Here is a 14190-nt window from a genome sequence, read left to right as displayed (position 1 = left end):
TAGATATCCGGCATCAAGTTTAAACCGCCGCTTCAGGAGGCCGGATTTGCCGCACAGTGCCGTCATCGTATGTTCGGACGTTAACATGCTGCCGGCCGCCTGCTGCACCCTGCTTTCCGTCAAGCGCAATCTGGCCAACGCCGGGATAGAGTTCCTGCTTCTCGGCATCGACCTCAAGCAGAAGGAGGTCGCCGAGGTCGATAACTTTGGGCGGCTTCACGGTATGGCGATCAGGGTTCTTCCCTATAAGACGCCTGATACCGGCCTTCAGGCGCGGGGCCGCTGGTCCGCCGCGACGCTGGCGCGGCTCTACATGGATCGGGATATACCCGACCATATCGAACGCTTGCTTTACCTCGATGCTGACGTACTGGCGGTTGCGCCCGTCGATCAACTCTTTGCACTTGATCTCCGAGGCAAGGCGCTTGCCGCCGTCGACGATTACGTCATGGCCTTTCCCGACAAGGCCGGTGCACGGCAGCGCAAGATCGGCATGGGCGAAGGCGGCCGCTATTTCAATGCCGGCGTGCTGCTGTTCGACTGGTCGGCTTGTCGGGCGAAGGGGCTTTTCGCCAGGACCCGGGACATCTTCGAGGAGCGGTCGCATCTGTTCGAAAATAACGACCAGGATGCGCTGAACGTCACTTTCGACCGCGACTGGCTGGTGCTCGATCCGCGCTGGAATACGCAGACGGGCCTGCTGCCTTTCGTCGATCGGCCGGCCATCTTTCATTTTACCGGCCGCAAGAAGCCCTGGCAGGCGACCGTCCCCTGGGTGCACCGGCGGATGTCCAAACGTTATGCCGAGGATCTGCGAAACACGCCCTGGGCTTCCTTTTGCAGGCAGCCGTCGATGGCAGGCCGGGTCACGGGCTTCCTCTCGCATGTGGGAAAGCAGATTGGCGGATTGACGCGGCTTGCCCGAATGCGCGCCTATTTCAGCAACAGCTAGTGAGGCGGGCCGAGCGCATCGTCCTTGGAAAGTGCATGTGAGCCGATATGGAATCGATCCCCAGCGACACGCAAATTACGACCACCGCAGACGGCGGTTTGAATGTCCTGACGCAGGATGCGTGGAAGGCGCTGCTGTCGCGCTACTCGCACATCGTGCTGGTGGCAAACAGCGAGGCGGTGGATTTCGAGCGGCTCAGAAGCGAACTGCCGGAGACGGCGCTCTACGTCTTCTTCAACAATGTCTATAAGGTGCTCGATGAACCTTTCGCTGGCCATGCGGTGCTTGTTGCCCGCAGCGGCGTGATGGGCGCCAATATAGTTCACCGGCGCGAGGTGGGGGATGTCCTGCGCTTCTTTGCCGGCTACGATTTTCTGGGCGTCGTCAACATTCGCGTCTCCCCGGAAGAAAACTTCAGCGAGGAGAGCCGCTTCAAAGGCGTCAGAGCCCGCCACCTCGATCTGACGCAAATGATCGGCGATCTCTATCCGGCAGGCAAGATCGCGACGAGCGGCTTTGCAATGGCGCTCTGGCTCGCCGACTTGCAACTGCCGGGCAAGATCCTGCTCGCCGGCTTTTCGGCGAAGAGGAGCGAGAAGTGGAAGGTCTTCGACGTGCATGATTGGACGTTCGAGCAGATCTTTTTGCGTCTCTTTGCCCGGATGGGTTCGATTTCGATGATGGGCGGCGTCGACGCCAGCCCTTACGCAGCGCTCTCCAAACGGTTTCCGCAGGTGCCGCCGATCGAGATCGCTATGACGGCGGCGGAGGTCTTGTCCGAACGGCTCCATAATGCCAACAGCCAGATCGACAGACTGATGTCCGTCACCAAGTCCATTCGCGCCATCGAAAATTTCTTCCGGCGATTCAAGCCGAAAACCCGCAAAGAGCGCTTCCTCGAAAAGTCGAAGGAATGATGGTCGCGGGCGGTTTCCGGCAGCACACCGCTTCAAAGCCCGAGCGCCGTCAGCATGACGAAGGTGGCAAAGAGGATGAAATGTGTCATGCCCTCGATGGCGTTTGTCTCGCCGTCGTTGAGATTGATCGCAGCAGCAATCAACGTGATCGCCACCATCACCGTCTGCACCGGCGTCATCGCCATGATGAAGGGTTGGCCGGTATAAAGCGCGATCGCCTCCATCACGGGCACCGTCAGGATCACTGTCGACAGTGAGGCGCCCATGGCGATGTTGACCGTCGCCTGCATGCGGTTCCTCAGCGCTGCCCTCAATGCGGTCAGGATCTCGGGCGCAGCCGAAATCGCCGCGACGACGACGGCGGTCACGGCGATCGGCGCGCCGCTGTCGCGCAGCCCTTCGGTCATGAAGGCCGACATGAACTCCGCCAGCAGGCCGATGATGACGACGCCGACGAGGATGATGGCGATTGAAACGGCGGCCGGTCCGTCGGCGCCTTCTTTATTGTGACTTTCCTTGTTCCGTTCGGAACGCGGGTAGCTATAGCTGAAGAAATAGCTGTGCTGGCCGACCTGCATGCGCAGAAAGAGACCGTAGAGAGCGATCATCGCAACGATGGTGAAGGCGGAATAATAGTGCCATTTATCGCTCGGCACGAATTCCGGCACGACCATGGAGATGCCCATGGCGGTGAGGATCATCACGCCATAGGTCTTGCCGGAATTGTCGTTGTAGGGCTGCTCCCCGTGCTTGAGTCCGCCGAGAAGGGCTGCGAGGCCGAGAATGCCATTGATATCGAACATCAGGGCGGAATAGATCGTGTCGCGCACAAGCGTTGGAGAGTTCTCGCCAGTCATCATGATGGCAAGGATGATGACTTCGACGGCGAGGGCCGAAAGCGTCAAGATCATCGTGCCGTAGGGATCGCCGACCTTGACCGCGAGCAGTTCGGCATGGTGGGCAACGCGGATCGAGGCGAGCACGATGGTGGCGACCAGGGCGGCGGCGGCGATGAGCGCCCAGCTCCGCCCCATCTCCATAACCGTATGCTCCAGAAGATAGGCGATCACTGCGACGATGAGTGCAGCAATCAAAAATTTTTCCTCTTCAAGCTGTGCCGCGATGCCCAATTCTCAGCTCCCGTTGCAATTCACGCCTGTTAACTAAGTCACTGATTTCGGATGGGAAGCACGCGGCGGCACTCTGCTATTTGCAGTCTTCGGCGTTTAATGGAATACTGAATGCTATCGGGGCCGGAAAGCAGATCGCGGCGTCCTCGAATTCTCGTCACGCGGCCGCGATGATCCGGACCCTGTCCGGAAGCATGCGAATGCGCAACAAGATGATGAGGAGACGGATGCATGATCAAGGTGGTCTATGAAGTCGTGCCGCATGACGGCGGTTGGGCCTACAGGCTGGGAGGCGTTTATTCCGAGGCATTCCCGACCCATGCCGAGGCGCTCGAAGCCGCGCGCATCGTGGCGGCCGAACAGCAGGTCGGCGGCGATTCCGCCGAGATCAGCTGGCAGGACGAGAACGGCAAATGGCATGAGGAATATGCTGAGGGCGGAGACCGGCCGGAAACTGAAGTGGTCGACGGTTTTTGGCAAGAGCGTGCGGCCGGAGCCTCGCAGAGCGCCGGACGCTAACCTCCGCCCGTCAATGCCCGCGTGACGATTGTGTCGACGAACTCGCGTTTCTCCGCGGTATAGCGATCGCCGTCCATTTTGAATTCGGCTGCCAGCCTGCGTTTTAGCGCGGCATATTCGCCCGCCGCCTCTGGATGCGCGATGAGATAATTCCGGAAAGCCAGCCTGTTTCGGTGGGTTCCGTTGCCGACCGGGCAAAGATAGACGCGCTCCGCCGGCAGCGAATCTCTCGATAAAAATGCCCACACCTGGTCATCATAGCGGTTGCCGCGCGGTTCATAGTTTTCCGAGAGAAGCACCTGGGTTGCGCTCTCGATGTGCTCCAGACCGGGAAGAACGATGTCGATATCGATGAGGGGCTTGGCGGTCATATCAGGTATGGCGGTGCTGCCGACGTGATCGATGGCGAGCGCCTGCGGCAGCAAGGCCGCTAGCTTGGCCCGGATGCGTTGGAAAGCAACCGGCCATTCCCTGTCATAATTTACGAGTTCAACCGGCCTGTGCATCGTCATCTCCATACGATGCTGCGACATTGCCCATGATTCTCGTCGAAAATCGATCTCAATTTTGTGCTTACGTGCCCGTGCAGTGACGATGATAAGCCTGGAGGCCCCTGACCAGCGCGTCGAAAGTGGCGCGGCAGCGCGGCGAGGTCTTCAGGCTCTCATGCATCACCACCCATGTGCCGAGCGGTATGGAGAAAGCATCGGACAGGATGTGCACGAGGTCAGGATTTTCCCGAGCCAGTCCGATCTGGCAGAGGCCGATGCCGACGCCGGCGCGGATTGCGCAAAGCTGGGCAAGATTGCTGTCGGTCCTGTAGGAGAATTTAATGTCTGCGGGCACCGGGTAGCGTTTCATCACCATGCGCACATAGGCTGTCTGCCGGTCGAAGCCGATGAGCCTGTGGTTGGCGAGATCCGCTATGGTTTGCGGATTGCCGTGCCGTTCGAGATAACAGCGGTGTGCGTGAAAGCCGATCGGTATGTCGCCGATGCGGCGCACGATGAGCGCTCCCTGCTGCGGCTCTGCCATACGCACGGCGATATCGGCTTCGCGGTTCACCAGATCCTCGATCACATCGGATGCCGAGAGCTCGATCTGGAGTTCCGGATAGGCGTCCTGCAGGCTCCCGAGAATTTTCGGCAGCACCTCAACGGCGATGACCTCGCTGGCGCTGACTCTCACCGTTCCCGCAACGCGTTCACGCTCGCCGGAGGCGGTGCGCAAGAGCGCGGCTGTGGTTGCGGCCAGCGTCTCCGCATAGGGTTTCAGCGCCTGCGCGGCGTCGGTCGGCAGCAGTCCGTTCGGAGAACGGATGAAAAGTTCGGCGCCGATTGCTTTTTCCAGCGCATCGACGTGACGACCGATCGTTGGTTGGGTCAGCCCGAGTTCACGCGCGGCGGCCGAAAGTGAACCCTGCTGAAGCACGGTCAGAAAACTGCGGTAGAAATCCCAGCTTGGTTCGATGCTCATATATTTTCGTATAACAGATGCACTAATTTCGTCAATTTTGTCTATCTCCTTCGAGGTGCATACTCCTCTCATGCGATCGAGGAGATAGTCATGAGTCGAGAAGTTAAGACGGCCCTGGTGCTCGGCGCGACCGGTGGTATCGGCAGCGCAGTAGCGCGCAAGCTGCTGGAGCGTGGCTGGCGCATCCGGGCACTCAACCGTCAGGCGGCTAAGGCATCGAGGAACGAGCCGGCATTCGAATGGGTGCAGGGCGACGCGATGAATGCCGCCGATGTGCTGAAGGCTGCCGAAGATGTCGGCGTTGTCGTCCATGCGGTCAATCCGCCCGGCTATCGCCACTGGGAAAGGCTGGTGCTGCCGATGCTCGACAATAGCATCGCTGCTGCCCGCGTCGTCGGCGTCCGCATCGTGCTGCCTGGGAATGTCTACAATTTCGGTCCTGATGCTCTGCCGGCGCCGATGGAGGAAAGTACGCAGCATCCGCTGACGAAGAAGGGGGCGATCCGCGTCGAAATGGAGAAGCGGCTGAAGTCGGCGTCGCAATCCGGCGCGGGCGCCATCATCGTCCGCGCCGGCGATTTCTTCGGTCCGGGCGCGACAGCCAATAGCTGGTTCTCGTCGGGGCTGGTGACGCCGGGAAAACCGGTCGGCACGATCAAGAATCCGGGGCGGCGCGGCGTCGGCCATCAGTGGGCCTATCTGCCCGACATGGCGGAAGCCGTCGCCCAGCTCATCGAGCGGGCCGATCAGTTGCCGCCCTTTGCTGTCTACCATATGGATGGGTTCTGGGACGCAGATGGCATGCAGATGGCAGAAGCAATCAAGCGCGTTTGCGGCGGCAAGGCAAAGATCGGGCGTTTCCCCTGGTGGATCGTGCCGCTCGCCGCCCCTTTCGTTCCGCTCATGCGGGAGATCAGGGAAATGCGCTATCAATGGAAGGTGCCGCTCAGGATGAACAACGCCAAGCTCGTGGCCGAACTCGGCAAGGAGCCGCAGACGCCGATCGACGAGGCAGTGAGAGCCACACTGGTGGCGCTCGGCTGCCTGCCGGAACCGCATCGGGACATGGCGGCGGCCTTCGTTGGATCTTTACCGCAGAGGGCGCGTTAGGCGGCCAGTTCGGAAAGTGCAATCCGGGCGACCGTCAAGGCCGTTTCAGCCTGCTCGATGTTTGGGTCGCCTAAGAACCAGGCGGCGGAAAGGCCGGAATAGGCAGCGATCCACTGCAGCAGCCGTTTCGGCTCCAGACCCGCCTCCCTGGAGACGACTGCGAGCTGGCGGCGGAAACGGGCGGGATCGGTGATAACAGGCAGTTCCTCGTTGGCAAAAATATTGGCGAAATCGAAACCGCGCTCGCCGTGGAGCCGCTTCGGATCGATCGCCAGCCAGCCGCGCGCCTCGAAATCGAGAATGTTTTGGTGGTGGATATCGCCATGGAGGACGGTGAGATCGCGCGGATCGGCAAGAAGGGCATTGGCGATTGCCGAGCAATCGGCAAGCGTGCCGCCATATTTGGCGGAGGCCGGTTCGAGATCGCGGAACCAGCGGATGAGGGGTATGGGATCAGGAAGCGGCTTTTCGCGCGGGGCATGCAGCCGCGCGGCGGTGCGGCAGAGGATGCGGCTTGCCTCGTCGTCCTCGCCGTCCATCGCCATGGCGAGCAGCGAGCGTTTTCCCATTGCCCGTTCCAGGAGCACGGCGTCGCCCTCATGGGCGTAGACATGAGCTGCCCCATCGCCATCCCACCATCGCATCAACAGCGCGCCGTATCGTTCGTCGATGTCGGCGGCTACTTTCAGCATGGCGGGCCTATCCTGCCAGAGGACCGGTAGCAGGCGGCTCGAATGGGTGATGATGGGCTCGCCGTCTGAGATGAGCGACCAGCGATCGAGATAGGGAGCGAACATGGCGCCTTATATAGGGATCTTGAACGCAGAAATCCCGCCTCTCGGCGGGATTTTGCGGTTCGTATCCTGAGGGTTCAAGCGACCTTTTCGAGGGTTGGATAGTCGATGTAGCCCTTGGCGGTGCCGCCATAGAAGGTCGATTGATCGGGCGTATTGAGCGGCAGGTTTTTTGCCAGTCGTTCGACGAGATCAGGATTGGCGATGAAGGGCTTGCCGAAGGCGACGAGATCGGCGCGGCCGCTATCGACGGCGTCGATCGCGAGATCGCGGTCATAGCCGTTGTTGACCATCCAGCTGGCCTTGCCGCCGGCCTTTTCATAGGCTTGGCGCAGCGCCTTGTAATCGAAAGAGGCATGGTTTCCCTGCCTGTAGTCTCGGTCGCCGCCGGTCTGGCCTTCGATAACGTGGATATAGGCGAGTTCTTGTTTGGCCAGGCCCTCGACGACGTGGGTGAAGGTCGCCTGCGGATTGGAATCATAGCTTTCGCCCGAGGGCGTCACCGGTGAAATACGGATCGCCGTGCGGCCTGCGCCGATCTCCTTCACAACGGCATCGACGACTTCGAATGTAAGACGGGTGCGGTTTTCGATCGAACCGCCATATTGATCGGCGCGGTCGTTGACGCCGTCGCGGATGAACTGGTCGAGCAGGTAGCCGTTGGCGCCATGGATCTCGACACCGTCAAAGCCGGCGTCGATGGCGGCGCGGGCTGCCCTGCGGTAATCCTCGACGATGCCGGGAATCTCGGCGGTTTCGAGCGCACGCGGTTCGGAAGCGTCGGCAAAGCTGCCGCTGCCATCTTCATTGACCAGATAGGTCTTGGCCTTGGCAACGCGGTTGGTTGAGGACACCGGCTTCGCGCCGTTTGGCTGCAGCGTCGTGTGCGAGATGCGGCCGACATGCCACATCTGGACGACGATCTTGCCGCCTGCGGTGTGAACGGCGTCGGTTACTCGCCGCCAGCCATTGAGCGCTTCCCTGCTGTAGAGACCGGGTACATCGGCATAGCCCTGGCCCTGATGAGTGATGGCAGTGGCTTCAGTGATGATCAAACCTGCCGTGGCGCGTTGGCGGTAATATTCGACGTTGAGGTCGTTCGGGATCGCACCCGGCGAGCGGTTGCGAGTGAGCGGCGCCATGACGATGCGATTCTTGACCGATATGTCGCCAACCTTGGTGGGTTCGAAAAGCTTTGCCATGATGGTCCTTTCTTTTGCTGGGGGATTACTCGGCAGGGGCAAGGGCGGCCCGGCCCCTGGCGGAGAGATAGGTGAGCGCCGTCGCTCCAAGGCCGATCAGGGCCATCAGGGCAGCGGCGAGCGGAACGCGGGTGAGATCGAAGCCGGAATCGATGACCAGGCCGCCGGCCCAGGCGCCGAGCGCATTGCCGGTGTTGAAGGCGCCGATATTGATCGTCGAGACCAAGTTGGGCGCGTCCTTGCCGAAGCCGACGACGCCGACCTGCAGCGCCGGCACGGCGGCAAAGCTCGCTAGTGCCCAGAGGAAGAGGGTGATTTCCGCTGGAATGAAGAAGCGGCTGGTATAGCTGAAGGCGACCGAAGTGATGGCGATAGCGGCGAAGACGCCGGCAAGCGTCGCGCCGAGCCGCCAATCGGCAAGCTTGCCGCCGACGAGATTGCCGACGGTCAGGCCGAGACCGATCAGGAAAAGCGTCCAAGTGACGCCCTCGGGCGAAACGCCAGTGACATCACGCAGCAGCGGCGCAATATAGGTGAAGAGGGCGAACATCGAGGCGGAGAAGAAGACGGTGGTGGACAGCGCCAGCCAAAGGCCGCCATTCCTCAGTGCTGCGATCTCGCGCAGGATGCTGCCGCTCTCATGCTGCCGGTCCTTCGGCAGGATGGCGATCAGGCCTGATATGGTGATGATACCGATGACGGTGACGATGCCGAAGGTGGCGCGCCAGCCATAGGCCTGGCCGATGGCGGTGCCGAGCGGCACGCCGAGCACATTTGCAAGCGTAAGGCCGGTAAACATCAGCGCCACGGCGCGGGCCCTGCGGTCTTCGGCGACAAGACCGGCGGCGACGACCGAGCCGATGCCGAAGAAGGCGCCATGGCAAAGCGCGGTGATGATGCGGGCAATCATCAGCACCCAATAGCCGCTCGCCAGGGCGCAAAGCAGGTTGCCGGCGATGAAGAAGGCCATCAACGCAATCAGCGCTGTGCGGCGCTTGAGCTTGGCGGTCGACACTGCCATGACCGGCGCGCCGATTGCGACCGCCAGCGCATAACCGGTCACCAGCCATCCTGCCTGCGGGATGGTCACCGAGAGATCGGCGGCGACTTCCGGTAGCAGCCCCATGATGACGAATTCGGTCGTGCCTATCGCAAAGGAGCTCAAGGCCAGCACGAGAAGGGCTAGGGGCATTCTAAAGATCCTGTGTCAGCTGCTTGAGGAAAGCGGCGATGGTTTCTTCGTTGCGTTTGTAAAAGATCCATTGGCCGACGCGCCTGGTGGTGACGAGGCCGGCGCGATGGAGCGTTCCGAGATGGGCGGAAACCGTCGATTGAGACAGGCCGCAGCGCTCAAATTGGCTGGCGCAGACACCCATTTCAAAGGGGTGTTCTTGCGTGGGGAAATGTTCCTCGGGATTTTTCAGCCAGCTCAGAATGTCCATCCGGGTGGGGTGGGCGAGCGCCTTGATAATCTCGTCTTTGTCCATCGATGTTGTTCGATCCATAAATCGTACTTTCCCGATATATGGTTCGATGCCCGTCGATATGCAAATCACGGAGACGTGAGGCGATGGGTTTTAGCAACTGAGCAAATTTTGGGCAAAAAAAGAGGGCCACCGGAAAACCAGGGCCCTTGTAATTGTGAAGGTCAAAAACCTCCAGAGGGGAACAGCTAATGCGGTGGAACTGGGAGAGAAACCACGAAGTGCATCAGCCATGAGGGATATGGTGCTTCCTTGAGCAGGTTTCAATGCTTTTTTGTGCATGTCTGCTATGCGCCGCACAATTTTTTTGCGGTGCGGCATTTATCGAGGAGGTAAGGCAAAAAAAGAGGGCCGCTGGAAAACCAGGGCCCTTATAAGTGTGAAGGTTTAAAAACCTCCAGAGGGGAACAGCTAATGCGGTGGAACTGGGAGGAAAAGCCACCATGTGCATCAGCTATGTGCGATATGGTGGTTTAATGGGCAAACGGCAACCCACATTTGTGCATGCCAGTCATGCGCTCAATGCATAGTATGGAAAACATTTCATAAAACTGGCTTAAAAATTCCAGTTTCTGGCCTTGCTGACAATGAAATCGCGGAAAGCCTTCAATTTGGCTGCGTTCTTGATTTCGTCGGGATAGCAGAAATAAGTGTCGAATGAAGGGACATCGGCATTTATTGCGAGCTGAATCAGGCCGGGATCGCGTCCGACGATGTAGTCCGGCAGGCAGGCGACACCGATTCCGAGCAGGCAGGCCCGCTTGATAGAGGTCTGGCTGTTGATCTGCAGATGCGGGATCCGCTTGTTGTCGGACGAACGGCCGGCGACTTCGAGCCAGTTGACGTCGAGCAGATAGCTCGGCGCCGGTTCACCGAAGGTAATGATGCGGTGGTTGTCGAGATCCTCGATCTTCTGCGGTTCGCCGTGGCGATTGATATAGGAGGGGGCCGCATAAACGTGCATGTGCACGGTAAAGAGCTTGCGCTGAATGAGGTCGGACTGCTGCGGCTGGCGCAGCCGGATCGCGCAATCAGCATGGCGCATGTTCACATCCACTTCCTCGTTGTCGAGGATCAGTTGGATCTGAACGTCGGGGTAGAGCTGCAGGAATTCCTGGATCTTGTCGGTGAGCCAACCCTGGCCGAGGCCGACGGTCGTCGTCACGCGCAGCTTGCCGGACGGCGTCTCGGTCGTCTCGGTAAGCTGCATCTTGACGGTTTCGAGCTTCAGCAGGACGTCATGGGCGGTGCGGTAGAGCAGTTCGCCCTGTTCCGTGAGAATCAGCCCGCGCGCGTGGCGGTGAAACAGCTTGGTGCCGACATCCTGCTCCAACGCGCTCACCTGGCGGCTGATGGCGGATTGGGACAGATGAAGTTTATCCGCCGCGTGTGTAAACGAACCCGCTTCGGCTGCTGCGTGGAAAATACGCAGCTTGTCCCAATCCAATGGCATTCCCCCACCCCTCATGCCGATTTTACTCCGCTGCCACGGCGACGGGCATATGGCCTGTCAGATATCGCTCCGCTTCAAGCGCGGCCATGCAACCCATGCCGGCAGCGGTGACCGCCTGGCGGAATGTATCGTCCGTCACGTCGCCTGCGGCATAGACCCCCTCGAGGCTGGTCGCGGTCGAATCCGGCGCGGTCCACAGATAGCCATTGTCCTTCAGCTTCAGCTTGCCCTTGAAAAGCTCGGTCGCCGGGGCATGGCCGATCGCAACGAAGACGCCGTCGATCGGCATTTCGGTGATTGTGCCCGTTCTGACGTCGCGCAGGCGCGCGCCAGTCACCGATTGGGGCATCGGCGGCTTTGCCGGAGTGCCGGTGATCTCAGCCACTTCGGTGTTCCACAGCACCTTGACGTTTTCTTTGGCGAACAAGCGTTCCTGCAGGATCTTCTCGGCGCGGAAGGAGTCGCGGCGGTGTACCAATGTGACCGACTTGGCGATGTTAGAGAGATACAGCGCCTCTTCAACGGCGCTGTTGCCGCCGCCGACCACGATCACATCCTTGTTGCGATAGAAGAAACCGTCGCAGGTGGCGCAGGCCGAAACGCCGAAGCCCTGGAAGTGCTGCTCGCTTTCGATTCCGAGCCACTTGGCCTTGGCGCCGGTAGCGATGATCAGCGTATCAGCCGTCCATACCTGGCCGCTATCGGTGCGGGCGATGAAGGGGCGCTGGTTCAAGTCCACCTCGGTCACGAGGTCGTTGACGATCTCGGTGCCGACATGTTTTGCCTGCTGCAGCATCTGGTCCATCAGCCAGGGACCCTGAATTGGATCGGCAAAGCCCGGATAGTTCTCGACATCGGTGGTGATCATCAGCTGTCCGCCCTGTTCGAGGCCGGCGATCAGAACCGGCTTGAGCATGGCGCGCGCGGCGTAGACCGCGGCAGTATAGCCGGCGGGTCCGGAACCGATGATGAGCACCTTGGTGTGGCGGGCGGGCATGTCATTTCCTTTCGACTGTCAGGAGGCGGCGGCTAAAAGGCGATTGCGGCCGTTTCGCGGTCCATGCGCCATTTATGAACGTCCAATGCTATTATTCAAGGGCAGCCTTGCATTACCAACAAGGCAAATCGCCTTGATGTGCAAGAATCCGTCATCGGCTTGAAACTTTCTTGCGTATTCCGCCGCTTTATATAGAAGCTCGCCGCGAAGAATTAAAGAAAGGCCACGATGTGGGTCGCACCGAACTCGACGTCATCGACATAAAGATACTCCGGGAGCTGCAGGCCGACGGCCGCATGACCAATGTCGAGCTCGCCGACCGCGTCGGCATCTCGGCGCCGCCCTGCTTGCGCCGGGTGCGCAAGCTCGAGGAAGCCGGCATTATCGAAGGCTATCACGCCATGCTGAACAGCCCGAAGCTCGGCTTCGATCTCGTCGCTTTCTGCATGGTCGGCCTCAAGCATCAGTCGGAAGCCAACCTCAAGGCGTTTGCCGCCGCCACCACCGGATGGCCGCTGGTGCGCCAGGCCTGGATGGTCTCGGGCGACAGCGATTTCCTGCTGCATTGCGTGGCGGAGAACCTCACCCACTTCCAGGATTTCGTCATCGAAATTCTGACGGCGAACGAACATGTCGACACCGTGCGCACCATGCTGACGATCCGGCAGGTGAAGAAGCTGGGACTGGTCGAGGTCTGAAACAGCCTAAAGCGCGTTGCGATCTTTCAGGTTCGCTCGTTGCGCCTTCAGGTTTTGTTTTTACGCATGTCGTTGCCGCAAAACCGCTGCACACTTTTGCGCGACATGCCTTATTTGCGCGAAGCGTAGCCGCCTCGATTGATGCCGTGGCGCTGCAGCTTGTCGTAGAATGTCTTTCTCGGAATGCCGAGCGCTTCGATGGTGCGGCGCACGTCGCCCTCATTGGCGGTGAGCGCGTCGCGGATGATCTCCGCCTCGTAACGTTCCAGCCGTTCGGGCAGCGTTCCGCCCGTCGGCTGCGCGGGGACGGGTGCGGCTCCGCCGCCTTCCACTCCGAGCACCACGCGTTCGGCATAGTGGGAGAGCTCGCGGACATTGCCCGGCCATGCATGGGTGGCGAGGTGGCGGCGAACTTTCTCTGAAAGCTGGGGCACATCGCGGTGGAAGCGCTCCGCGGCGCGGGCGGCGAAATGGGAAAACAGCAGCGGGATATCGTCGCGACGCTCCCTCAGCGGCGGGATGGAAATCGTCACGACATTCAGCCTGTAATAGAGATCCTCGCGAAAATCTCCGCGCACCTCGGGATCGCCAAGGTCGATCTTGGCTGCCGCGACGACGCGCAGGTCGACCGCGCGCACCTCGTTGGTGCCGAGCGGGGTGATTTCGCGCATCTCCAGCACTCTCAGTATCTTGACCTGCGTGGCGAGAGGCATGCTCTCGATCTCGTCGAGGAAAAGCGTACCGCCGCTTGCATGCTCGATGCGGCCGGTGCGGCGCTTCTGGGCGCCGGTAAAGGCGCCGGCCTCGTGGCCGAACAGCTCGCTTTCGATGACGGTTTCGGGTAGCGCCCCACAGTTCAGCGCCACGAAATTGCCTTTCCGGCGGTGGCTCCACTGATGCAGGATCTGCGCGACCACTTCCTTGCCGCTACCTGTCTCGCCGGCAACGAGCACGTCGACGTCGGTATCGGCGATGTGGCGGAGAATCTTTCTGAGATTCTCCATGACGGGCGTCTGGCCGATCAGCGGCAAAGTCTCTTGCGCATCTTCGGCCGCCCTGCGCAGCATTCGGTTTTCCAGAACGAGCCGACGTTTTTCGCTGGCGCGGCGCACGCTCTGGACGAGCCTGTCGGCGGGGAAAGGTTTGGCGATGAAATCATAGACGCCATCCTGAATGGCCTGGACCGCCGTCGGGATATCGCCGTGGCCGGTCATCAATATCACCGGCAGGTCGGCATCCATGCCTTGCAGCGTGGCGAAGAGCTGCAGCCCGTCGATCTCGGGCATGCGGATATCGGTGACGACAGGGCCGGCGAAGTCGGCCGGCAAGTCCGCCAGCGCTGCCTTGGCGCCGTCATAGGCGGAAACGGAGAAGCCGGCGAGCTCCAGCGTCTGGGCCGTGGCGCGGCGCAGATCCCTGTCGTCGTCGATCAGCGCAACGGGGCTTGGTGTGTCCATG

Annotated in this window: 15 protein-coding genes; 5 read left to right on the top strand and 10 right to left on the bottom strand. The window is 60.6% G+C overall.

Features of this window, described 5'->3' with window-relative positions; genetic code table 11:
• The first annotated feature begins 46 nt into the window (after positions 1-46).
• Entirely contained in the window at positions 47-952 is a 906-nt protein-coding gene (locus J2J98_RS15105; protein ID WP_207601478.1) for a glycosyltransferase family 8 protein, read from the top strand.
• A gap of 47 nt (positions 953-999) precedes the next feature.
• Complete coding sequence (locus J2J98_RS15100; protein ID WP_207601477.1) at positions 1000-1869, top strand: 3-deoxy-manno-octulosonate cytidylyltransferase; 870 nt, start codon at positions 1000-1002, stop codon at positions 1867-1869.
• A gap of 32 nt (positions 1870-1901) precedes the next feature.
• Here J2J98_RS15100 and J2J98_RS15095 read toward each other — a convergent pair whose 3' ends face one another.
• Complete coding sequence (locus J2J98_RS15095; protein ID WP_207601476.1) at positions 1902-2999, bottom strand: calcium:cation antiporter; 1098 nt, start codon at positions 2997-2999, stop codon at positions 1902-1904.
• Between the two features lie 231 nt (positions 3000-3230).
• Here J2J98_RS15095 and J2J98_RS15090 point away from each other — a divergent pair, with 231 nt between their 5' ends.
• On the top strand, positions 3231-3518 hold the full coding sequence (locus J2J98_RS15090; RefSeq protein WP_064705713.1) for a DUF2188 domain-containing protein: 288 nt from the start codon (positions 3231-3233) through the stop codon (positions 3516-3518).
• Here J2J98_RS15090 and J2J98_RS15085 read toward each other — a convergent pair.
• Together J2J98_RS15085 and J2J98_RS15080 are read right to left on the bottom strand one after the other, a co-directional pair.
• The gene (locus tag J2J98_RS15085; protein ID WP_207603144.1) at positions 3515-4030 is read right to left on the bottom strand and encodes a GrpB family protein; all 516 of its coding nucleotides are present in this window, start codon (positions 4028-4030) and stop codon (positions 3515-3517) included. The two genes, J2J98_RS15090 and J2J98_RS15085, sit on opposite strands and share 4 nt — an antisense overlap.
• Before the next feature lie 61 nt (positions 4031-4091).
• On the bottom strand, positions 4092-4994 hold the full coding sequence (locus tag J2J98_RS15080) for a LysR family transcriptional regulator (RefSeq protein ID WP_207601475.1): 903 nt from the start codon (positions 4992-4994) through the stop codon (positions 4092-4094).
• Positions 4995-5084: 90 nt separating this feature from the next.
• Between J2J98_RS15080 and J2J98_RS15075 the strand changes: the two genes are divergently transcribed.
• Positions 5085-6104 (top strand): SDR family NAD(P)-dependent oxidoreductase, encoded by a 1020-nt coding sequence (locus tag J2J98_RS15075; protein ID WP_207601474.1) that lies wholly within the window; start codon positions 5085-5087, stop codon positions 6102-6104.
• Here the strand turns inward: J2J98_RS15075 and J2J98_RS15070 are convergent.
• From J2J98_RS15070 to trxB, 6 genes are all read right to left on the bottom strand, one after another.
• Entirely contained in the window at positions 6101-6901 is an 801-nt protein-coding gene (locus tag J2J98_RS15070; protein WP_064705710.1) for an aminoglycoside phosphotransferase family protein, read from the bottom strand. The two genes, J2J98_RS15075 and J2J98_RS15070, sit on opposite strands and share 4 nt — an antisense overlap.
• A 74-nt stretch (positions 6902-6975) precedes the next feature.
• Positions 6976-8100 carry an alkene reductase gene (locus J2J98_RS15065; RefSeq protein WP_207601473.1) on the bottom strand — a complete coding sequence of 375 codons (1125 nt, stop codon included), beginning with the start codon at positions 8098-8100 and terminating at the stop codon, positions 6976-6978.
• A gap of 25 nt (positions 8101-8125) precedes the next feature.
• Complete coding sequence (locus J2J98_RS15060; RefSeq protein WP_207601472.1) at positions 8126-9292, bottom strand: MFS transporter; 1167 nt, start codon at positions 9290-9292, stop codon at positions 8126-8128.
• Between the two features lies 1 nt (position 9293).
• Positions 9294-9587, bottom strand: coding sequence for an ArsR/SmtB family transcription factor (locus tag J2J98_RS15055; RefSeq protein ID WP_064705707.1), 294 nt, complete (start codon positions 9585-9587; stop codon positions 9294-9296).
• 553 nt (positions 9588-10140) lie between these two features.
• Positions 10141-11037 carry a LysR family transcriptional regulator VtlR gene (locus tag J2J98_RS15050; RefSeq protein ID WP_004671024.1) on the bottom strand — a complete coding sequence of 299 codons (897 nt, stop codon included), beginning with the start codon at positions 11035-11037 and terminating at the stop codon, positions 10141-10143.
• Between the two features lie 22 nt (positions 11038-11059).
• A complete protein-coding gene (trxB, locus tag J2J98_RS15045) occupies positions 11060-12034 on the bottom strand; it encodes a thioredoxin-disulfide reductase (RefSeq protein ID WP_064705706.1) in 975 nt (324 codons plus the stop codon).
• Between the two features lie 230 nt (positions 12035-12264).
• Here trxB and J2J98_RS15040 point away from each other — a divergent pair, with 230 nt between their 5' ends.
• The gene (locus J2J98_RS15040; protein WP_064706138.1) at positions 12265-12732 is read left to right on the top strand and encodes an Lrp/AsnC family transcriptional regulator; all 468 of its coding nucleotides are present in this window, start codon (positions 12265-12267) and stop codon (positions 12730-12732) included.
• Between the two features lie 110 nt (positions 12733-12842).
• On the opposite strand, the gene J2J98_RS15035 is transcribed toward J2J98_RS15040, so the two are convergent.
• Complete coding sequence (locus J2J98_RS15035) at positions 12843-14189, bottom strand: sigma-54-dependent transcriptional regulator (protein WP_207601471.1); 1347 nt, start codon at positions 14187-14189, stop codon at positions 12843-12845.
• Between the last annotated feature and the right edge of the window lies 1 nt (position 14190).

The organism is Rhizobium bangladeshense (assembly GCF_017357245.1).
Taxonomy (GTDB): Bacteria; Pseudomonadota; Alphaproteobacteria; order Rhizobiales; family Rhizobiaceae; genus Rhizobium; species Rhizobium bangladeshense.
This window is presented reverse-complemented; position numbering and strand designations above follow the sequence as displayed.